The sequence below is a fragment of the Arthrobacter ginkgonis genome (assembly GCF_039540195.1).
Classification (GTDB): domain Bacteria; phylum Actinomycetota; class Actinomycetes; order Actinomycetales; family Micrococcaceae; genus Zafaria; species Zafaria ginkgonis.
In genome coordinates this window covers 85,037-104,733 of record NZ_BAABEO010000006.1, presented here as the reverse complement: position 1 = coordinate 104,733, position 19,697 = coordinate 85,037, and the positions used below count along the sequence as shown (strand labels likewise).

The 19,697-nt window shown below is 70.0% G+C and carries 19 protein-coding genes; 8 read left to right on the top strand and 11 right to left on the bottom strand.

Annotation, left to right across the window (positions count from 1 at the left end; all coding sequences use genetic code 11):
• The first annotated feature begins 120 nt into the window (after window positions 1-120).
• The 3 genes from ABD912_RS02015 to ABD912_RS02005 all read left to right on the top strand — a co-directional run bounded on the left by ABD912_RS02015 (window position 121) and on the right by ABD912_RS02005 (window position 3,284).
• Complete coding sequence (locus ABD912_RS02015; RefSeq protein ID WP_345148078.1) at window positions 121-1,596, top strand: O-acetylhomoserine aminocarboxypropyltransferase/cysteine synthase family protein; 1,476 nt, start codon at window positions 121-123, stop codon at window positions 1,594-1,596.
• Window positions 1,593-2,087 (top strand): CoA-binding protein, encoded by a 495-nt coding sequence (locus tag ABD912_RS02010; RefSeq protein ID WP_345148076.1) that lies wholly within the window; start codon window positions 1,593-1,595, stop codon window positions 2,085-2,087. The genes ABD912_RS02015 and ABD912_RS02010 overlap by 4 nt, the downstream gene beginning before the upstream one ends.
• Before the next feature lie 192 nt (window positions 2,088-2,279).
• Complete coding sequence (locus ABD912_RS02005; RefSeq protein WP_345148074.1) at window positions 2,280-3,284, top strand: DUF2804 domain-containing protein; 1,005 nt, start codon at window positions 2,280-2,282, stop codon at window positions 3,282-3,284.
• A gap of 3 nt (window positions 3,285-3,287) precedes the next feature.
• Here the strand turns inward: ABD912_RS02005 and ABD912_RS02000 are convergent, their stop codons facing one another.
• The 3 genes from ABD912_RS02000 to ABD912_RS01990 form a co-directional block, all read right to left on the bottom strand.
• Window positions 3,288-4,418, bottom strand: coding sequence for a hypothetical protein (locus ABD912_RS02000; RefSeq protein WP_345148073.1), 1,131 nt, complete (start codon window positions 4,416-4,418; stop codon window positions 3,288-3,290).
• Window positions 4,411-4,962: an RNA polymerase sigma factor gene (locus ABD912_RS01995; RefSeq protein ID WP_345148071.1), complete on the bottom strand. Its 552-nt coding sequence runs from the start codon at window positions 4,960-4,962 to the stop codon at window positions 4,411-4,413. Before ABD912_RS01995 ends, ABD912_RS02000 begins: the two co-directional genes overlap by 8 nt.
• Window positions 4,963-5,317: 355 nt before the next feature.
• Window positions 5,318-6,103 carry a carbon-nitrogen hydrolase family protein gene (locus tag ABD912_RS01990; protein WP_345148069.1) on the bottom strand — a complete coding sequence of 262 codons (786 nt, stop codon included), beginning with the start codon at window positions 6,101-6,103 and terminating at the stop codon, window positions 5,318-5,320.
• A 107-nt stretch (window positions 6,104-6,210) separates the two neighbouring features.
• On the opposite strand from ABD912_RS01990, the gene ABD912_RS01985 reads away from it, so the two are divergent.
• The gene (locus tag ABD912_RS01985) at window positions 6,211-7,965 is read left to right on the top strand and encodes an FAD-dependent oxidoreductase (RefSeq protein ID WP_345148068.1); all 1,755 of its coding nucleotides are present in this window, start codon (window positions 6,211-6,213) and stop codon (window positions 7,963-7,965) included.
• A 204-nt stretch (window positions 7,966-8,169) separates the two neighbouring features.
• Here ABD912_RS01985 and ABD912_RS01980 read toward each other — a convergent pair whose 3' ends face one another.
• A complete protein-coding gene (locus tag ABD912_RS01980; RefSeq protein WP_345148067.1) occupies window positions 8,170-9,459 on the bottom strand; it encodes an adenylosuccinate synthase in 1,290 nt (429 codons plus the stop codon).
• A gap of 237 nt (window positions 9,460-9,696) precedes the next feature.
• Here ABD912_RS01980 and ABD912_RS01975 point away from each other — a divergent pair, with 237 nt between their 5' ends.
• Complete coding sequence (locus tag ABD912_RS01975) at window positions 9,697-10,242, top strand: TetR family transcriptional regulator (RefSeq protein WP_345148066.1); 546 nt, start codon at window positions 9,697-9,699, stop codon at window positions 10,240-10,242.
• 286 nt (window positions 10,243-10,528) lie between these two features.
• Window positions 10,529-10,819 (top strand): hypothetical protein, encoded by a 291-nt coding sequence (locus ABD912_RS01970; RefSeq protein WP_345148065.1) that lies wholly within the window; start codon window positions 10,529-10,531, stop codon window positions 10,817-10,819.
• Window positions 10,820-10,905: 86 nt separating this feature from the next.
• Here ABD912_RS01970 and ABD912_RS01965 read toward each other — a convergent pair whose 3' ends face one another.
• The 3 genes from ABD912_RS01965 to fbaA form a co-directional block, all read right to left on the bottom strand.
• Window positions 10,906-11,334, bottom strand: a complete 429-nt coding sequence (locus tag ABD912_RS01965; protein WP_345148064.1) for an SRPBCC family protein — start codon at window positions 11,332-11,334, stop codon at window positions 10,906-10,908.
• Window positions 11,335-11,455: 121 nt separating this feature from the next.
• Window positions 11,456-11,878, bottom strand: a complete 423-nt coding sequence (locus ABD912_RS01960; protein ID WP_345148063.1) for a DUF3151 domain-containing protein — start codon at window positions 11,876-11,878, stop codon at window positions 11,456-11,458.
• Window positions 11,879-11,885: 7 nt separating this feature from the next.
• A complete protein-coding gene (gene fbaA / locus ABD912_RS01955) occupies window positions 11,886-12,908 on the bottom strand; it encodes a class II fructose-bisphosphate aldolase (protein WP_345148062.1) in 1,023 nt (340 codons plus the stop codon).
• Between the two features lie 334 nt (window positions 12,909-13,242).
• Here fbaA and ABD912_RS01950 point away from each other — a divergent pair, with 334 nt between their 5' ends.
• A complete protein-coding gene (locus ABD912_RS01950) occupies window positions 13,243-14,433 on the top strand; it encodes a TerC family protein (RefSeq protein ID WP_345148061.1) in 1,191 nt (396 codons plus the stop codon).
• A 145-nt stretch (window positions 14,434-14,578) separates the two neighbouring features.
• On the opposite strand, the gene ABD912_RS01945 is transcribed toward ABD912_RS01950, so the two are convergent.
• Genes ABD912_RS01945 through ABD912_RS01935 form a run of 3 tightly spaced genes read right to left on the bottom strand, consistent with a single transcriptional unit; the run spans window position 14,579 to window position 18,160 of the window.
• Window positions 14,579-15,955: an MFS transporter gene (locus tag ABD912_RS01945; RefSeq protein ID WP_345148060.1), complete on the bottom strand. Its 1,377-nt coding sequence runs from the start codon at window positions 15,953-15,955 to the stop codon at window positions 14,579-14,581.
• Between the two features lie 25 nt (window positions 15,956-15,980).
• A complete protein-coding gene (locus ABD912_RS01940; RefSeq protein ID WP_345148058.1) occupies window positions 15,981-16,973 on the bottom strand; it encodes a PDR/VanB family oxidoreductase in 993 nt (330 codons plus the stop codon).
• A gap of 23 nt (window positions 16,974-16,996) precedes the next feature.
• Window positions 16,997-18,160 (bottom strand): aromatic ring-hydroxylating dioxygenase subunit alpha, encoded by a 1,164-nt coding sequence (locus tag ABD912_RS01935; RefSeq protein ID WP_345148056.1) that lies wholly within the window; start codon window positions 18,158-18,160, stop codon window positions 16,997-16,999.
• Window positions 18,161-18,380: 220 nt separating this feature from the next.
• On the opposite strand from ABD912_RS01935, the gene ABD912_RS01930 reads away from it, so the two are divergent.
• Complete coding sequence (locus ABD912_RS01930) at window positions 18,381-18,968, top strand: PadR family transcriptional regulator (protein WP_345148054.1); 588 nt, start codon at window positions 18,381-18,383, stop codon at window positions 18,966-18,968.
• Here the strand turns inward: ABD912_RS01930 and ABD912_RS01925 are convergent.
• Window positions 18,965-19,621: a TrmH family RNA methyltransferase gene (locus tag ABD912_RS01925; RefSeq protein WP_345148243.1), complete on the bottom strand. Its 657-nt coding sequence runs from the start codon at window positions 19,619-19,621 to the stop codon at window positions 18,965-18,967. The two genes, ABD912_RS01930 and ABD912_RS01925, sit on opposite strands and share 4 nt — an antisense overlap.
• Window positions 19,622-19,697 lie beyond the last annotated feature (76 nt).

Here is a 19,697-nt window from a genome sequence, read left to right as displayed (position 1 = left end):
TCTTCGGCCGTGGTGGCGCCGGATCCCCCGGTGCCGTGGGCCGCCGTTGTCCGCCGCAACGGCACCGGAATCAACATCGACCTACCTCCCCGCCACCAACCTTGAAGGAGCCCCCGCCTCATGGCAGAACACCAGTTCGGCTTCCGCACGCGCGCCCTCCACGCCGGGGGCACCCCCGACGCCGAACACGGCGCCCGCGCGGTCCCGATCTACCAGACCTCGTCGTTCGTCTTCAAGGACACTGACGACGCCGCCAACCTGTTCGCCCTGCAGAAGTACGGCAACATCTACTCGCGCATCGGCAACCCCACCGTGGCGGCCTTCGAGGAGCGCATCGCCTCCCTGGAGGGCGGCATCGGCGCCGTCGCCACCGCTTCCGGCATGGCCGCGGAGTTCCTCGTGTTCGCCGCGCTGGCTGGGGCCGGGGACCACATCGTCGCCTCCTCCAAGCTGTACGGAGGAACCATCACGCAGCTGGACGTGACGCTGCGCCGCTTCGGCGTCGACACCACCTTCATCGACTCGACGGACCCGGCCGACTACAAGGCCGCGATCCGCGAGAACACGAAGGCCGTGTACACCGAGATCGTGGCCAACCCCTCCGGCGACGTCGCCGATCTCCGGGGCCTGGCCGCCGTCGCGAACGAGGCCGGCGTTCCGCTGGTCGTGGACTCCACTCTGACCCCGCCATACCTGATCCGCCCGATCGAGCACGGGGCGGACATCGTCATCCACTCCGCCACCAAGTTCCTCGGCGGCCACGGCACCACCCTGGGCGGCGTCATCGTTGAATCCGGCACCTTCAACTGGGGCAACGGCAAGTTCCCGCAGATGACCGAGCCGGTGCCCAGCTACGGCAACGTCTCTTGGTGGGGCAACTTCGGCGAGTACGGCTTCCTGACCAAGCTGCGCTCGGAGCAGCTGCGCGACATCGGCCCGTCGCTGCCGGCGCAGTCCGCGTTCCAGCTGCTGATCGGCGTCGAGACCCTGCCCCAGCGCATGGACGCCCACCTGGACAACGCCCAGAAGGTCGCCGAATGGCTGGACCAGGACGAGCGCGTCACCTACGTGAACTTCGCCGGCCTGCCCACGCACCCGCACCACGAGCGCGCCAAGGAGCTGCTCCCGCTGGGCGTCGGCTCCGTGTTCAGCTTCGGCGTCAAGGGCGGCCGCGCCGCCGGCGCCAAGTTCATCGAGGCGCTGCAGCTGGCCAGCCACCTGGCCAACATCGGCGACGCCCGCACGCTGGTCCTGCACCCGGCGTCCACCACCCACCAGCAGCTCACGGCCGACCAACTGGTCGCCGGCGGCGTTCCGGAGGACCTGATCCGCCTCTCCGTGGGCCTGGAGGACCTCGAGGACATCCTGTGGGACCTGGACCAGGCGCTCACCGCCTCCCAGCAGGCCGGCGCCGAGCACGGCCCCAGCCGAGACCACGAGGACCACGTCTTCAGCACCACCGAATTCGCGGCGCCGACCTACGACGGCGAGGCCTGCACCATCCCCGCGGCCCGCGCCAAGGTGACGGAGCCGGGCACCCGGGTGGTCGAATCCGTTGAGGAATCCATTGCAGCCGAGGAAGGGGCCTCCAAGTGACCGCCACCGCAGAGCGCACCTGGGTGGGCCCGTCGGCCCCCGAACGCCTGGACATCCTGCGCAACACCACCTCGATCGCGATCGTGGGCGCCTCGGACAAGCCGTCCCGCGCGTCCTACTTCGTGGCGACCTACCTGCTCTCCTCCACCCGGTTCAAGGTCTACTTCGTGAACCCCGTGGTGGACACGATCCTGGGCCAGCCGGTCTACAAGTCCCTGGCGGACCTGCCGGAGGTGCCGGACTTGGTCGAGGTCTTCCGCAAGCACGACGACCTGCCCGGCGTCCTGGACGAGGCCATCGCGGTGGGCTCCAAGACCATCTGGCTGCAGCTGGGCTCCTGGCACGAGGGCGTCGCCGAGAAGGGCGAGGCCGCGGGCCTGAACGTGGTCATGGACCGCTGCGTGAAGATCGAGCACGCACGCTTCCACGGCGGCCTGCACCTGGCCGGCTTCAACACCGGCGTGATCAGCTCCAAGCGCCAGCTCCACTAACTGGCCCGGCGGCCCATCCGCCGACATCACCACCGCGGGAGGCGGGCCGGGCACCCGGCCCGCCTCCCGCCGTCGTACGCGGGCCGATTGCATGCCGTTGCGTCGCCTGCATGGCGACGCGTCGCCATGCAGGCGACGCTTGGGCATGCGTACGACGGCGGCCCCCACACCTCGCCGCCTAGACTGGGGCGCATGCGCGAGATCACCCGCCCTGTTCCGCTGTGCCTGCCCGGCGGGAGGCTGAATCCGGAGGCCGCGGGCTTCACCCGCCAACCCCTGCACACCAGCGACGGCCTGCCGTCCGGGCCGCTGCACCTGTGGCGCACCAAGCGCTGGGACTACTGGGGGATCACCACGGAACGGTTCGTGCTGGGGATGACGGTCGCGCACCTGGACTACGCCGCCGTCATGCAGGCCTACTTCTACGACCGCCTCACCGGCAAGGAGATCGTCCAGGACGAGCGGAAGGCCTTCCCGGGCGCGGGGACGGTGAGGCTGCCGGACGGGCTTCCCCCGCTGAGCGTGGGCGGCCGGCTGGAGCCGCTGCGGCTGCGCTTCGCCGACCAGCCGGACGGACGCGTGGTGCTCTGGCTGGAATCCCCGCGCATCCAGGCCGTGCTGGAGGTTGCCCCGGGCGGGGAGTCGCTGGGAGTGGTGGTTCCGTGGAGCGCCAAGCGCTACCAGTACACGCTCAAGGACGTGGGCCGGCCGGTGTCCGGAATCCTCCAGGTCGACGGCGAGGAGCTGGACGTGGAAGGGCCGGACGCCTTCGCCGCCCTGGACCGCGGGCGGGGACGCTGGCCCTACTCCATGCGCTGGAACTGGGCGGTGGCCGCCGGAACCCTGCCGGACGGGCGGCGGCTGGGCCTGCAACTGGGCGGCAAATGGACCGAAGGAACCGGTGCCACGGAAAACGCCCTGTTCCTGGACGGGCTCGTCCACCACCACGACGGCGAACTGGCGTTCAGCTACGACCCCGCGGACCCCCAGGCCGCCTGGACCGTCTCCGGGGACTGGATCGAGGCGAAGCTGGACCCCTTCCACCTGCGCCACGCGAGGACGGGTGCGCTCGTTGTCTCCGGAACCACCCACCAGGCGTTCGGCCGGTGGTCCGGCTGGGCCGCGGCCCCGGACGGGACGCGGCTGGACCTGGCCGGACTGACCGGCTGGGCCGAGGAGGCCGCCAACCGCTGGTAGGGGCTAGCGTCCGCCCTCGGAGGAGCTGACCTCCGACCACCGATCGTAGGTGCGGCCGAGGCCTTCCCACAGGTCGGCGCCGCGGACCGGGAGCTGGATCTGGCCCCAGCCGTTCCCCCGGCTTCCCGGGCCGTCGCCGTTCCAGGCGCCGGAAACCTGCCACTCCCCGCTTCCGCGGCTTCCCTCGACGGCACCGTTCCCCTTGCCGTTCCCGGCACCGCTGGCCGCACCTTTGCCTTGGCCGTTGTTGCGGCTGGCGTTGTCCTGGCTGGCGTTTCCCTTGCCGTTGTTCTGGCCGTTGCCCCGGTTGCCATTGCCCGGGCCGCGGCCTTGGCCGTTCTCCTGTTTGTTACGGTCCTGGCCGCCCGCGGAACCTTCCCGCTTCTCCGCGCTCCGGTCCCCGGAGGCACCGCTCCCGTCCTGAGCGGGCCGCTTCCGGGCCGCGTTATCCGCGTCGGACGCGCCGGCGTCATCCGCCTGTTCGGACTCCTCCGCGTGCGTTTGTTCGGGCGCCTCCGCCACGGTCCCGTCCGTCGGTTCGACGGTCGGCTCGGCAGGCACCTCGGGCGTCGGGGAGGGAGCGGATCCGAGCTGCGTCCGGTCCACCTCCACGCCGCCGGGGGCCACCGCCACGGGCACGACGGCGGAAATCGCCCGTTCCAGCTGCCCGCGCAGCGCGGGGCTCGCCGCGGCTGCCCCGCCGATCCCGGCCACCAGCACCAAGGCGGCAAGGGTGCCGGCCGCCGCGGCGCGCCGCTTGCGGCCCCGCACCAGGGGCACCACGGCGCCCGGTCCACCGCCGGTGGCTTCGGCAGCGATCGTTTCAAGTGCGGCGGTTTCCGCAGCCGTGATTTCGATTGCGGTGGTTGCGGCAGGGGCCTCCGGGCGGACGCCGGAGAGCAGCTTCGCCAGGTCACCGCTCGGGGCGGGCGGGGCGGCGCGGCCGAGGCGTTCGAGCGCCTCCAGGGCGCCAAGCAGCGGCCCCCCGTCCTCCAGCCCCTCCTCCGCGAGCAGGCGCGCGGCATGGCCGCGCCGGTCCTGGGGGTCCGGTTCCGGCAGGCTGCCTTCAAGCATGCCGTTTTCCAACAGGCGCTGCTCAAACATGCGCCGGTCAAACGTGTGCCGCTCAGACATGCACCTCAGCCCCTTCCAGCGCCTTCTTCATGGCCAGCAGTCCGCGCCGTTGCAGCTGCTTGACCGCGCCGGCGGACTTGCCCAGCGCGGCGGCGGTCTCCTCGATGCTCAGCCCGGCCACGATGCGCAGCAGGACGCATTCGCGCTGGTCGGGAAGCAGTCCGTCCAGGACGGCGGCCAGTTCGCCGGAACCCAGCCGGTCCATCACCTCATCCTGGGGCGACGGGGAGCGCCGCGGGTCCTCCTCGGGTGAGTACTCGTCCACCCAGGGCGCGCGGGCGCGGGCGCGGGTGGCGTCCACCATGCGCGCGTGGGCAACCGAGAAGGTGAAGCTCCGCAACCCAGACACCCCGCCTTCCATGTCCCCGATCCGGGAAAAAACCGTCAGAAAAACATCCTGTGTGGCACCCTCGGCGTCGTCCACGCCCTTGGCTTCGAGATAGCCCAGGACCTGTCCCGCAAGACTCCGGTACACGGTGGCCAGCGCGTCGGGTTCCCCGCGCCGGGCGTGCTGCAGCACCTCATCCGTCAGTGCCTCGGCCAAGGGTCTCCTCGGAAGGTGGGGGGCTGGAACACGGACCAGTCTAGGCGCCGACGACGCTAGACCGGTCCCAAACCGCCGGCCCGCAATTCGTACCCTTGCCGAGATGGGTCGAGGCCGCGCCGAAGTCTCATTGGGGGGGAAAATTCCGGCGCGGCCTCTCCATCTACGTAATCGTTCCGGACCCGCAGGGGTTACGCGCCGGCGAAAACTTTTTGAAAAACTTTTTGGAGTCCCGCCCGGGCCCTCCGGAGGGAGCCGTTTTGTCCGGAAATTCCGGACAAAACCCGTGGTTGCGCGGCCAGGTTTTTCCGGATGCTCTGGCGGTCCTGCTCCGGGTGCCCCTGAGCCAGGCGCCCTAGACGCCCAGCCGGCGGTTGGCCAGCACCGGCAGGAACTCGCGGACCTCCTCGATCCGGCGGCGGGTCACCTCGTGGGTCAGCAGCCCCTCCGTTTCGTCACCGAGGGTGCCGACCACGAAGCCCATCGGGTCCAGAATCTCCGAGTGTCCGATCGTATGGTCGGAACTGGTTCCGGCGGCGGCCACCCATACCGTGTTTTCCAGGGCGCGCGCCTTGAGCAGGGTGTTCCAGTGCTCCACCTTGTGGTCGCCGGCGAACCAGGCCGCGGCCACTACCACCACGTCGGCCCCCTCCACGGCCAGCCTCCTGGCCAGTTCCGGGAATCGGAGGTCGTAGCAGGTCATGACCCCGATGTTCAGGCCCCCGATGCGGAACAGCGCGGCGACGTCCGGGTTTCCGGGCTTGATGTGCTCCGATTCCTTGTAGGAGAACGCGTCGTAGAGGTGGATCTTGCGGTAGGTCCCGGCGATCCGCCCGTCGGAGTCAACCACCACCAGGGTGTTGTACGGCCGGGCCTCGCCGCTGCTTTCGTACCCGCCGGCGACGATCGCCAGCCCGTTCTCCGCTGCAATGAAGGACAGTTGCTGGGCGAACATGCTCCAGCCCTGATCCACGGCGGCGGCAACATCGTCCCCGACCAGCCCGACGGTGAACATCGTTTCCTCCGGCAGCACCAGCAGGCCGGCGCCCTCCTGGCGGGCCCGGGCGGCCAGGCGGCGCACGGCCTCCAGGTTTTCGGTCACGGAGCCGCTCGGGGAAAACTGGCCGACGCTGATCTTCATGGCTTCCGGACCTCCGGCATCGCAGGGCAGATGTTCTTTCAGTCTACGGTCCCGTCCGGGCGGAATCTCCGGTGACGTGCCCCTTCGTCGGGCGTAGCCTTGGGTCCGTGAATACCGATGTGGATGTCGTGGTGGTCGGCGCCGGTCCGACGGGTCTGATGGCAGCCAACTGGCTGGCCCGGTTCGGGGTGGAGGCGGTGGTCATCGACCGCAAGTCCGGGCCGACCCGCGAATCCCGCGCGCTGGCCCTCCAGTCGCGCTCCATGGAGATCTACTCCCAGCTCGGCGTGGGCGCGGAGGTCCTCGCCCGGTGCCAGCGGGCCACCGTGATGCGGCCCGCCATCGGCCGCCATCTCCTGGACCGGGTGCAGCTGGGCGGGATGGGCCACGGGCTGACCCCCTTCCCCGGCCTCTACGTGCTGGAGCAAAGCGCCAACGAGGAGATCCTCGCGGCCAACCTGGACCGCCTCGGCGGGCAGGTGCTGTGGGGCCACGCCTTCGTGGGCCTGCGCCAACAGCCGCATCCCGACGAACCGCATTCCGCGATACCGCTTCCCGAGGTATCAGGGAACGACGGCGGCGCGCGCCCGCCCGGCGCGCCCGGCACCGGAGGCGGCGCGTCCGCGGAGCCGCAGGCCGGCGTCGTCGTGGAGGTGGAGGGCCCGGACGGGACGCGGCACGAGCTGACCGCACGCTACGTGATCGCCGCGGACGGGACCGGGTCGCCGGTGCGCACGGACCTGGGCATCGGGTTCCAGGGCGCAACCAACGCCCAGACGTTCTTCGTGATCGACGGATACGGCGTCGAGGGCCTGGAGGCCGGGATCAACATCCGGATCAGCAGCGCAAACTTCATGCTCGCCTTCCCCATGGGCCCCGGCGACGGCGGGAAGCGCTACCGGCTGGTCGGGATCGTGCAGCCGCCGGCGCGGCAGGCGGGCACCACGCAGCCGGACGCCCCGGTCGGGGCAAAGGGCGAGGGCGCGTTTTCCGAAACCGGGGCCCCCGGGGATAGTCCCGCGGTGGACGAGGAGCTGGCCCGCACCATGCTGCGTGACGACTTCGGGGTCGAGTACGACGGCTCCAACTGGTTCTCCACCTATCGGGTCCACCACCGGGTCGCGGCCACCTTCCGCGCCGGGAACGTGTTCCTGGCCGGGGACGCCGCGCACGTGCACTCCCCCGTCGGCGGCCAGGGCATGAACACCGGGCTGCAGGACGCGCACAACCTGGCCTGCAAGCTGGCCGACGTGATCCAGGGACGGATGCCTCCGGAGTACCTGGACCGGTACGAAGCCGAACGCCGCCCGGTGGCGCTGCGCCTGGTGGCCACCACGGACCGGATGTTCGGCCTGGTGGCCTCGGCGACGCCCACGGCGCGGTTCGTGCGCACCCGGGTACTGCCGGCGGTGTGGCCGGCGCTGTTCCGGCTGCTGCCGCGCACCCCGATGCGTGGACGCTTCGCCGGATACCTGGGGCAGTTCCGCATCCACTACTGGCTGGGCGAGGGGCAGCGGCAGCGGGCCCAACGGCGGCACGGCTCCCGGCGCACCACCCGGCGCGGGCGGGTGCTGGGGCGGCGCCTGCCCTGGACCGGGGCCCCGGCCCTGGAGGGCGGCAACGCGGCGGACAACTTCGCTCCGCTGGCCCGGGCCGTGTGGCAGGTCCACGCCTACGGGCCCGCAGCCTCGGCCCGGGCGCGCGAACTGGCGGCCGGGCATCGGATGCCGATGTTCCGTTTCCCCGCCGCGCCGGCGCGGAACCTGCCGGACGGGACGGTGGTGGTGGTCCGTCCCGACGGGTTCGTGGCCCAGCTGTCCGGGCCGTGGGAGCGGTTTGAGCCGGACCAGGCTCACCGGTAGTCCAGCCTCACGGGCAGGCCGGGCGCACCGGCGTGCGGTTTTCCGGGACGGACCACCACATTTGGTCCCCGCACCCCGCAGGTGCGCCCCACCCGTCCCACGGTTCACTCCTGATACCGCGTGTGGTGGATGGTTACGGCAAGGCCCCCGCAACCGGGCGGTTGCGGGGGCCTTGTCCGGTAGGCGCGGGGGCCTTGTTGCGCGTCAGTCCTTGATCAGGTCGTAGCGCACGATCGTCTGGTCGCGGTCCGGGCCGACGCCGATCGCGGAGAAGCGGGTGCCGGACATGGCCTCCAGGGCCAGCACGTAGTTGCGGGCGTTCTCCGGCAGGTCCTCAAGGGTCTGGGCGCCGGTGATGTCCTCGGTCCAGCCGTCGAAGTACTCGAAGATCGGCTTCGCGTGGTGGAAGTCGGTCTGCGTCATCGGCATCTCGTCGTGGCGCACGCCGTCGACGTCGTAGGCCACGCAGACCGGGATCCGCTCGATGCCGCTGAGCACGTCCAGCTTGGTGACGAAGTAGTCGGTGAAGCCGTTCACGCGCGAGGAGTAGCGGGCCAGCACGGCGTCGTACCAGCCGCACCGGCGCGGGCGGCCGGTGTTCACGCCGAACTCGCCGCCGGTCTTCTGCAGGTACTCGCCCATCTCATCGAAGAGCTCGGTCGGGAACGGGCCGGCGCCCACGCGGGTGGTGTAGGCCTTGATGATGCCGATCGAGCGGGTGATGCGGGTCGGGCCGATGCCCGAGCCCACGGAGGAGCCGCCCGCGGTCGGGTTGGAGGAGGTCACGAACGGGTAGGTGCCGTGGTCGACGTCGAGCAGGGTCGCCTGGCCGCCCTCCATGAGGACCACCTTGTCCGCGTCCAGCGCGTTGTTCAGCTCCAGGGTGGCGTCGATGACCAGCGGGCGCAGGCGCTCGGCGAAGGAGAGGAAGTACTGGACGGTCTCCTCGATCTCCACCTCGCGGCGGTTGAAGACCTTGACCAGCAGCTGGTTCTTCTGGCGCAGCGAGCCTTCGACCTTCTGGCGCAGGATGGACTCGTCGAAGATGTCCTGGACGCGGATGCCCAAGCGCCCCACCTTGTCCATGTAGGCCGGTCCGATGCCGCGGCCGGTGGTGCCGATGGCGCGCTTGCCCAGGAAGCGCTCGGACACCTTGTCCATGGTCTGGTGGTACGGGGCCACCAGGTGGGCGTTCGCGGAGACGCGCAGCCGCGAGGTGTCGGCGCCGCGGGCTTCGAGTCCGTCGATCTCGGCGAAGAGCGCTTCAAGGTTCACCACGCAGCCGTTGCCGATGATCGGAGTCGCGTTCGGGCTCAGGATGCCGGCGGGAAGGAGCTTGAGCTCATACTTCTCGCCGCCGACCACAACGGTGTGCCCGGCGTTGTTGCCGCCGTTGGGCTTAACCACGTAGTCGACGCGGCCGCCGAGCAGGTCGGTGGCCTTTCCTTTGCCTTCGTCGCCCCACTGGGCTCCGACGATCACGATTGCTGGCATGGGATTCCTCCCCCTTGCAGGTTCAGCGTGGCCGGCTTGCGCCGGGTTCCGGCGGTGCCGGACACGAAAATGCCCCTTCTTCCTCTCTGCGGCCCTCGGCGCATTCAGCGTCCTGTCGGGGCCCACGCGTAAGAGGAAAGGGGGCTCTTACGCCCCGAGTTTACCGGAACGGCCGCTCGGGTCGCGAACGCAGGCCCCGCGCAGTCCCCTTCGCCGCGCAATAGTAGGCTGGCGGGCATGGCGCTGACTCGGGAGCAGGTGGTGGACGCGGCCGTCGGCGTCCTCGCCGACTTCGGCCTCGCCGACCTCTCCATGCGCCGCCTCGCGCGCGAACTGGACGTCCAGGTCGGGGCCCTCTACTGGCACGTGAAAAACAAGCAGGAACTGCTGGTCGACGTCGCGGCGCGCCTGCTCGGCGGCGTTGGGCGCCTCCCGGAGGCGGAGGCGACCCCGCGCGACGCCGTCGCCTCCCTGGCCACGGCGATCCGCACCGCCCTGGCGCCCGTGCCGGACAGCGCGGAGGTGGTGCAACTGGCCCAGACCATGCAGCCCGCCGCGCTGGAGCCCCTGACCTGGCTGCGTGAACTGCTCGAGGAGGCAGGCGTCGCCCCGCAGCATTCCGCATGGGCCAGGCACCTGCTGCTGAACCACATCCTCGGCTCGGTGGCGGCGCAGCAGGACCGTTCCAGCCTGGAGGCGGTGGGCGAAGCCGGCGGCCCGGACCTCGGCGAGGACGCGTTCGCCTGGGGCGTCGGGACGATCCTGGACGGCTTGGGGATCTAGCTCCTTGGGGAGCCCCGACCCTGCCGCAGGTTCCCGGCCGGCGCTCTTGACCCTGCCCGCTGGGGGGTGCATCATCCCAATTACGGGCACACCGGCCAACGGGTGTCCGGACTTAGGCAGTCCGGACGCACCCCGCCCGGACGCGCCCGCACCGAATCGCACCACACTGAATCGCACCAAACCGGACCGGACCGCCGCACCGTCCGACCCCGTTGTTCCACGGGAAACCAGGCCCGGTTTCCCATACCCGCACCTCAAGAACTCCATTCGCACCCAAGGGGCCATAATGAAACGCTGGCTCATTTCCGTGGCAGCCGCAGTTGCCATTGCTGCGGGAAGCACCCTCGCCGCGGGCCCGGCCATGGCCGCCGCGCCCAGTTCCGCCTCCTCCCATCAGGCCGCGGCCTCCACCCACCAGGCCACCACTGTCGCCGCCAAGGATTTCTGCAGCGGCCACGGCGGGAAGAAGAAGAGGTCACCGTCCAGGCCGTTCAACAACCTCGACTGGCTGCGCTTTGGGTACCTTTTGGTCGCGGCGCCGAGCAAGGAGAGCGATCTCTGCCCGATCCTCGCCTGATTCCTGCCGCCGGAGCCTGTCCCGGCTCGGCCGATCCCGGCTGAGCCGGTCCTTGCCTGAGTGGGGGCCGTTCGGCGGGCCGGGTTTCAGGGCGCTTTCTCGGCGAAGCGCTTGAAGTAGGAGAGCTGGCCGGCGTCGGCCTCGATGATGGCTGAGCGGATGTCGGAGGCGATGCCGGACAGGGAGGGCGCCACGTCGACCCGGATCGTAAAGGTGAGGCGGGTATCGTCGCCGTCTTCCTTCAGGTCAAAGCGGTATTCCGTGTGGACGTCCCCGCGGCCGCTGGAGAGGGTGAGGCTGCGCTCGGGCTCGAATTCGGTGACGGTCAGCCTGCGGTCGTGCCCCTCCGAGTGGTACTCGAGGGTGGTTCCCACTCCCGCGGGGCCTTCCGCATGCATCTCGGAGATTCCCGGAACCCACGCCGGGAACGCCGCCCAATCGGTGAGCAGGGCCCAGACCCGGGTGCTGGGCAAGTAGACGAGCTCGGTGGTCGTGAACACGGTATCGGCAGGCATACGGGCATCATGCACCCGGACGGGTCCGGGCAAAAGGCCGGGAATGCACAAGACCGGGCCTTCCGGAATCCACCCGCACGCGGTGGGGCAGGTTTTTCCGGAAGGCCCGGTCGATGCGGTGCTACTCGCCGGCCTCGATGGCGGCGGCCGCGGTGGGGTCGGAGTCGTTGAGGAACTGGCCGATGCGCTCCACTTCCTCCGTCTCGCCGATGGCGGCGGCGGCCCGCTGCAACGCGTAGAGCGCGCGCAGGAACCCGCGGTTGGGCTCGTGGCGCCACGGAACCGGTCCCTGGCCGCGCCAGCCGGACTTGCGCAGCGAATCCAGGCCGCGGTGGTAGCCCACGCGGGCGTAGGCGTAGGACTCGACCGTGCGGCCGTCGTCGTAGGCCTCGTCCGCGAGGAGGGCCCACGCCAGCGACGACGCCGGGAAGGCGGCCACGACGTCGGCCGGCTCATCGCCGGCGGCCAGCCGGGAGGTGACCTCCGACTCCTCCGGCAGAAGGGTTTCGGGAATGCCGAGCAGGTTCCGTCCCAGATCCGTCACGGCGCGCCTACTTCAGGGACTTGCCGGCGGAGCCGAGCTGCTGCGCGGCCTCCACGACGCGGGCGGCCATGGACGCCTCGGCGGAGGCGCCCCAGACGCGGGGGTCGTAGAGCTTCTTGTTGCCGACCTCGCCGTCGACCTTCAGGACGCCGTCGTAGTTGCGGAACATGTGGTCCACGACCGGGCGGGTGAACGCGTACTGGGTGTCGGTGTCGATGTTCATCTTGATGACGCCGTAGGCGACCGCGTCCGCGATTTCCTGCTCGGTGGAGCCGGAGCCGCCGTGGAAGACCAGGTCGAACGGGTTCTCCTTGCCGATCTTGGCGCCGACCTGGGCCTGGATGTCCTTGAGGATCTCCGGGCGGAGCTTGACGTTGCCCGGCTTGTAGACGCCGTGGACGTTGCCGAAGGTCAGTGCGGTGATGTAGCGGCCCTTCTCCCCGGCGCCGAGGGCGTCGATGGTGGCCAGCGCGTCGCCGACGGTGCTGTAGAGCTTCTCGTTGATTTCGGCTTCGACGCCGTCCTCCTCGCCGCCCACGGCGCCGATCTCCACCTCAAGGATCTGCTTGGCGGCCGCGGTGCGCGGCAGCAGGTCGGCGGCGATGCGCAGGTTCTCCTCAAGGGTTTCGGCGGAGCCGTCCCACATGTGGGAGTTGAAGAAGGGGTCGCGCCCGGCGGCCACCTCGGCCTCGGAGGCGGCCAGCAGCGGCAGGACGAAGCCGTCCAGCTTGTCCTTGGGGCAGTGGTCCGTGTGCAGGGCGATGTTCACGCCGTAGGACTTGGCCACCTCGCGGGCGAACGCCGCGAAGGCCAGCGAGCCGACCACCATGTCCTTGACCGAGGCCCCGGCCCAGTAGGCGGCGCCGCCGGTGGAGACCTGGATGATGCCGTCGGACTCGGCCTCGGCGAAGCCGCGGATCGCGGCGTTCAGCGTCTGCGAAGAGGTCACGTTCACCGCCGGGAAGGCGTAGCCGCCGCTCTTGGCGGCATCGATCATGGCGTTGTACTTGTCCGGGGTTGCGATGGGCACGCTGACTCCTTTGTTGGGGTCGATCGGTTGGGACCTCGTGGTTCGGATCCCATCCTAGCGACCCGCCGTGACGCGCAGCATAACCCCGCGCGTACGACGGCGGACGAACACGTGGCGCGGGCCGCCGGCCTGGGTGCGAAGAGACTGATCGGACAAGGTCACGGCGGGTCCGGGCCGAAATTGGGTACGATGGATTCCAGCGTGAGGGAGTATCCCCCGCGTCGCAGGCCGTCAACACGTGGGGCACCATTGCCCCGCCGGCCGCGGCGGACGGTTGCCACGGCGGCCGGCGGAGAGACTCGCGGTAACCCGCTATACCCTCGAAAGGAACACCGTGACGGTTCCCGGTTGGGTCTGGTTGGTGACGGTCGTCGTCATCCTGGGCCTCCTCGCATTCGACTACTTCTTCCACATCCGCAAGGCGCATGTGCCCACCCTGCCCGAGGCCGCCAAGTGGTCGGCCATCTACGTCGGCTTCGCCATCGTCTTCGGCATCCTGGTCTGGGTGTTCGGCGGCGCGCAGATGGGCGGCGAGTACTTCGCCGGCTACATCACGGAGAAGGCGCTCAGCGTCGACAACCTCTTCGTGTTCCTGGTGATCATGGCCAGCTTCCGCGTCCCCCGGGAGGACCAGCAGAAGGTGCTGCTGTTCGGCATCGTGTTCGCTCTGATCGCCCGCACGGCCTTCATCCTCCTCGGCGCCGCGCTGATCAACTCGTTCTCCTGGATCTTCTACCTCTTCGGCATCATCCTGCTGCTCACCGCCGGCAACCTGCTCCGGCCGGAGGGCGAGGGCGACGAGGACGAGGCGAACAACTTCATCGTCCGCATGGCCCGGAAGTTCCTGCCCACCACCGACCACTACGACGGAGACAAGCTCTCCACCATGGTGGACGGCAAGCGGGTCCTCACCCCGATGCTGCTGGTCATGGTGGCCATCGGCGGCACTGACATCCTGTTCGCACTGGACTCCATCCCGGCGATCTACGGCCTGACCCAGAACGTGTTCATCGTGTTCACCGCCACCGCGTTCTCGCTGATGGGCCTGCGCCAGCTCTACTTCCTGCTGGATGGCCTGCTGGACCGCCTGATCTACCTCTCCTACGGCCTGGCCGCGATCCTGGGCTTCATCGGCGTGAAGCTGTTCCTGCACGCGCTGCATGAGAACACCCTGCCGTTCATCAACGGCGGCGAGCACGTCAACGTCATCGAAATCACCACCGGGCTCTCGCTGACCGTGATCATCGGCGTCCTGGTGATCACCATCGTCGCCTCGCTGGTCAGCAAGGCGGGCAAGGCCCAGAACGCCATCAACAACGCCCGCCGCCATGCCGAGAGCTACCTGGACCTGACCTACACCTCGGACGCCGGCGAGCGCGAGCGCATCTACCAGCTGCTGGTGGAGGAGGAGCAGAACATCCTCACCATGGAGAAGAAGTACCGGGAAAAGGCCAAGGACGTGGACAAGATCCGCGAAAAGGTCGCCGCGGCCCATCTGGCGCACCAGAGCTACTTGTCCCAGTAGCCCGGAAACCGCCGGCGGCGGGCAGCCGGGGCGGGTGTCCCGTGCCGGCAGCCCGCGGGCAGCGGAAAGGGGGCGGGGCCGGCAACTGCCGGTCCCGCCCCCTTGCTTTTGCGCCGGTGCCGTCTTTGTTCCGGCAGCGGCGGTGTCAGTGGCGGACCGGCTCCGGCCCGGCCGTGGAGGCCTGCGCCGATTCCCCGGCGCCCGCCGGCGCGGCGGGCCGGGCGGGCCCGAGGAGCCAGACTGCCGCGGCGGCGACCAGCAGGACGGCGCCGACGCCGAGGTACAGCTGCACCGGGGTCCAGGAGGCATCGAGCAGGGCGCCCGTGGCGAGCGGAGCGATGATGGCCCCCAGCCGTCCGACGCCCAGGGCCCAGCCGACGCCGGTGCTGCGGATCGGGGCCTCGTAGGAGGCCGGGGAGATGGTGTAGAGGCCCGCGATGCAGCCGTTGATCAGCATGCCGACCACCACGCCCGCGGCGAAGGCGAGCGCCATGAACGAGGCGGTGGAGATGAACACCACCATCGCCACGGCGGCCAGGACCGTGAACCGCAGCAGCACGCTGCGGGCGCTCCATTTGGTGGCCAGGGCTCCGAACAGCAGGGATCCGAAGGTCCCGCCCAGGGTCAGCATGAGGCCGCCGACCACCCCTTGGCTCTCGGTCATGCCGGCGGTGACCAGCAGCTTGGGGGTCCAGCTGTTGACGAAGTAGAAGCCGAACATGGTGGTGAAGAACGCGGCCCAGACGAGCACCGTGACGCGGCGGTGGCGTGCCGAGAAGAGGGTGGCGACCTGGCTCCGCACGGAGGCCCGGGAGCCGGCCGCGGCCCCGGTCCCGGCGGGCAGTTCGGTGGAGGCCGGCTGGCCGATGCGCTGGCTGATCCGGTTGAGCCGCTCGAGGGCCCGGACGGGGCGGCGGGAGAGCAGGAAATCGACCGATTCCGGCAGCAGGGCCACCAGCAGGAGGCAAACGACCGCGGTGGCCGTGCCGCCGAAGACGAAGACCGAACGCCATCCGAAGGAGGCCTGCAGGCCCACGGCCGCCATGCCGCCCAGCGTGGCCCCCACGCCGTAGCCGGCGGTGTAGATGGCCACCGACATGCCCCGCCCGCGCCGGGACGAGTATTCGCTGGCAATCACGTTGGTGCAGGCCAGGATGCCGCCCACGCCCAGGCCGGTCAGGAAGCGCCAGGCCCCGAGTTCGACGGCGGAGTGGGCCGTCGCGGAAAGGAACATGCCGGCGGCGGCCAGGGCCGTGGCCAGGATCGTCATGGGCCGGCGGCCGATGACGTCGGCGAAGGGCGCCAGCAGCAGGGAGCCGGCGGCCATGCCGAGCAGGCCCGAGCTGAGCAGCACGCCCAGCTGCGCCCCATTGAGGGCGAAGTCGGCGGAGACCCGGTTGGCGGTGAAGGCCATCGCCAGCACGTCGAAGCCGTCCAGCGCATTGAGCAGCGTGCAGAGGCCGATGATCAGCCACTGGTATGGGGACATCGCGGACGCGTCGATGCGTTCCCTGATGGTCATGGGTAAATCCTTGCGTTTGGAGCTGTCAGCTGATGTCGATGGTGACGGAGGCGCCGTGGGACGGGCAGTTTTCGCCGCCGGCGACGCGGGAGACGCAGACGCACATGCGGTCGGCCGTGTTGTGCTGGCGCTCGCTGTAGAAGACGTCGCGGTGGTCGATCCCGCCTTCGACGGCCAGGACCTTGACCTGGCAGAGGCCGCATTCGCCCTTGCGGCAGTCGAACATCATGTCCGCGCCGGCATCCTCGAGGGCCTCCAGCATGGAGCGTCCCTTGCCCACGGTCGCCTCGATGCCGAGCCGGGGGATGCGGACCGTGAACTCCTCGGGGTCGAACCAGCCGCTGTTGCCGAAGGTCTCGTAGCGCAGGTTCGGCAGGTCCAGTTCCCGTTCGGTCCACGCGCGGCGGACGGCGTCCATGAGCCGGATCGGCCCGCACATGTAGAACTCGGTCCCGGGCTCGATGGCGCCGACCAGGCCCGCGACGTCGAGGATGCCGTGCTCGTCGTCGGCGTGCACGTGCAGCCGGTCCCCGTGCAGGTCGGCCAGATCGGACAGGTAGGCCATGGAGTCCCGGTTGCGGCCCGCGTACACGAGCCGGTAGTCCGCCTTCACCTGCCGGAGCACCTTGGCCATGTGCAAGATGGCGGTGATGCCGATGCCCCCGGCAAGCAGCACGTAGCGCGGGGCGCCGACGCGCAGCGGGAAGTTCTGCAGCGGCTGCGTGATGTCCAGGACGTCGCCGGCCTGGAGGGTGTGCATGTGCACGGACCCGCCGCGGGAGGCCGGGGCCCTGAAGACGCTGATGGCCAGGCGGCGCCCGCCGTCGATCGATTCGACGACCGAATAGGACCTGCGGTCCTGCCTGCCGTCGATGGTGACGAGCAGGTCCACGTGGGACCCCGGCTCGGCCGGCTTCGGGTGCTCCGGCTCAAGGACGATCCGGCGGATGTCCTGGGCGACCTCGACGGACTCGACGACGGTGGCCCGCTGCCAGACCTCGGTGTTGTTGGCTGCCATGGTGACTCTCCTTCGCGTCCGCGCTAGGCCCGGCCCGCCGGCACGGCGGTTCGGGAGTGAGCGGCGGGGGCGGCGGCGGCGGCCGGAGCCTGCTGCGGGCGGCCCTCGGCCGCGAGCATGCGTTCGAGGATGCGGCGCACCCACATGCCGCCGGCATCGATGTTCAGGCTGTAGAACTCGTGGTCCGGGTTCGCGTCGATGGCTTCCTGCTGGGCCTTGAGCATGGCCTCGTCCTCCCCGAACACCCCGTGTACGCCGTTGCGCAGCTGGGTGGTGATCAGCTGGCTCTCCAGGCGGTAGTTGCGCATGAAGGCCCAGAAGTAGTGGCTGGTGCGGTCGGTCTCCGGGGTGATCGTGTTCATGACGTAGCCGTTGACGCCCTGGCTGCGGTCGCCCTCGAACGCACCGGTGCCGGCCTTGGCCACGCCGACGTCGATGCGGATGGTGCCCGGGGCCTCGAAGTGGATGATCTGCCAGCGGTCCACCTTGCCCTCGAAGCCGGGGAACTTGTCCCGCATGTTCTTGAGCCAGAACGGCGGCGCGTCGATGTTGAACATCCAGCGGGTGACGGTCACGGTGTTTCCGTCGCGGGTGGTCTCGAATTCAGATTCGCTCAGCTCCTCCTGCCCGATCGAGGAGGAGTGCACAAACTCCTCGTGGGTCAGGTCCATGAGGTTGTCCAGGATCAGCTGGTAGTTGCAGGCGGCGTGGATGGTCTCCCCGTCGCCTGCCCACTCCGGCGAGGACATCTGGGACATGTCCGGGATCAGGTCCGGGTCGGCCTGGGTGGGATCCCCCAGCCAGACCCACAGGAACCGGTCCCGCTCCACCACGGGGAAGGACGGCACGGTCGCCGAGGGGTTCACGGTCTCCTGCGCCGGCATGGACACGCAGCGCCCCGCCGAGTTGTAGACGATCCCGTGGTACGGGCACTGGATCCCGTCGCGCCCCACGGTCTTCCCCATCGACAGCGGCGCGAGCCGGTGCCAGCAGGCGTCAGCCAGGGCCACGGCCTGGCCGTCCTCGGTGCGGAAGAGCGCCAGGGGCCGGTTGGCGATCCGGCGGGACATCGGCTTGCGCGTGACCTCATGGTCCCAGGCGGCGACGTACCAGGCGTTGAGGGGATGGCCCAGCACCTTGGCGGTCACGGTGCCCTGCCCGCCGGGGACGGTGTTTGCTGCGGTCATTGGGAAGTCCTTCCGCGGGTGCCGGTGGCCGGGCGCCCACTATCTATGTCCATAGGTATTTGTGTTCTGCAACACAGACTACCTATGGACATAGGTATATTCAAGAGCCCGATCGCCGCAGCCCGCGCTTCGTCCGGGAACGGCCCCCGTGGCTAGAGTGGACTGGACTTCTGCCCTGAAGACCGCGCCAACGAAAGACCCCGGCAACGAAAGGCCGCCCGTGAGCCTGAGGTATGCGCTGCTCGCGCTCCTGAATGTCGAGCCCATGACCGGCTACGACCTCCACAAGGTCTTCGAGTCCTCCGTCGGCCATGTCTGGTACGCGCCGGACTCGCAGATCTACCCCGAGCTGCGCAAGATGGAGGCGGAGGGGCTGGTCCGCGGGGAGGACATCCCGTGGGGCAAGAAGGCCACCAAGCGCCGGTACCACGTCACGCCCGCCGGGACCGGCGACTTCGAGGCGTGGATGAACAGCCCGCTGGAGTACTCGCGCGTCCGCGACCCCGCACACCTGCGGGCCGCCTACCTCGAGTACGCGGCTCCCGAGGCGGCACGGGCACAGCTGCAGGCGCATATTGCCCACCACGAGGCGCTGCTGCGGCAGTGGAACCAGAAGATCGAGGAAATCGACACCGGCACCAGCGCCATGCTCACCCGGCGCCTCGCGACGCTCCCCGCGGACCAGCGCCAGCGCAGCCGCGCCTTCAAGCGGTTTGCCTACGAGGGCCTGATCGCCCGCGCCGAGGCCGAGATCGCCTGGGCGCGCAGCGGGCTGCGGCTGCTGGACGAGCTGGGCCCGGAAGCCTAGGGCAGCGGGCGCTGGCCGAACACGTGCCGGCGGATCCACGCGTGCATGGCGATGCTGGCCGCGGAGGCCGCGTTGATGGACCGGGTGGACCCGAACTGCTCGATGGACAGGGTCGCCTCGGCGGCGGCGTGCACCTCCTCGGTCAGCCCCGGGCCTTCCTGCCCGAACACCAGCACGCAGTTCCGGGGCAGGTCGTAGGTCTCCAGCTGAACGGAGTCGGGGAAGATGTCGATCCCGATGATCGCCAGCCCCTCCGCCTCGGCCCAAGCCACGAAGTCCTCCACGGTGGGGTGGTGGCGCACGTGCTGGTAGCGGTCGGTGACCATCGCGCCGCGCCGGTTCCACCGGCGCCGGCCGATGATGTGGACCTCCTTGGCCAGGAACGCGTTGGCGGTGCGCACCACGGTGCCGATGTTCAGGTCGTGCTGCCAGTTCTCGATCGCGATGTGGAAGTCGTGCCGGCGCGTGTCCAGGTCCGCGACGATCGCCTCGTGCAGCCAGTAGCGGTACTTGTCGGCGACGTTGCGCCGGTCTCCCTCGCGCAGCAGTTCGGGGTCCCAATGGCTGCCCTCGGGCCATTCGCCTTCCCAGGGCCCGACGCCGACTTCCGGCCGGGCCGCCGCCTCCGCCGCGCCATCCGCGTCCTCCTGCACTGTGCCCCTCTCCTGCACGACGCCCCTCTCCTGCACGACGGCGGGGACCGCCGGGGCGGTCGCGTCGCCGGTGCTT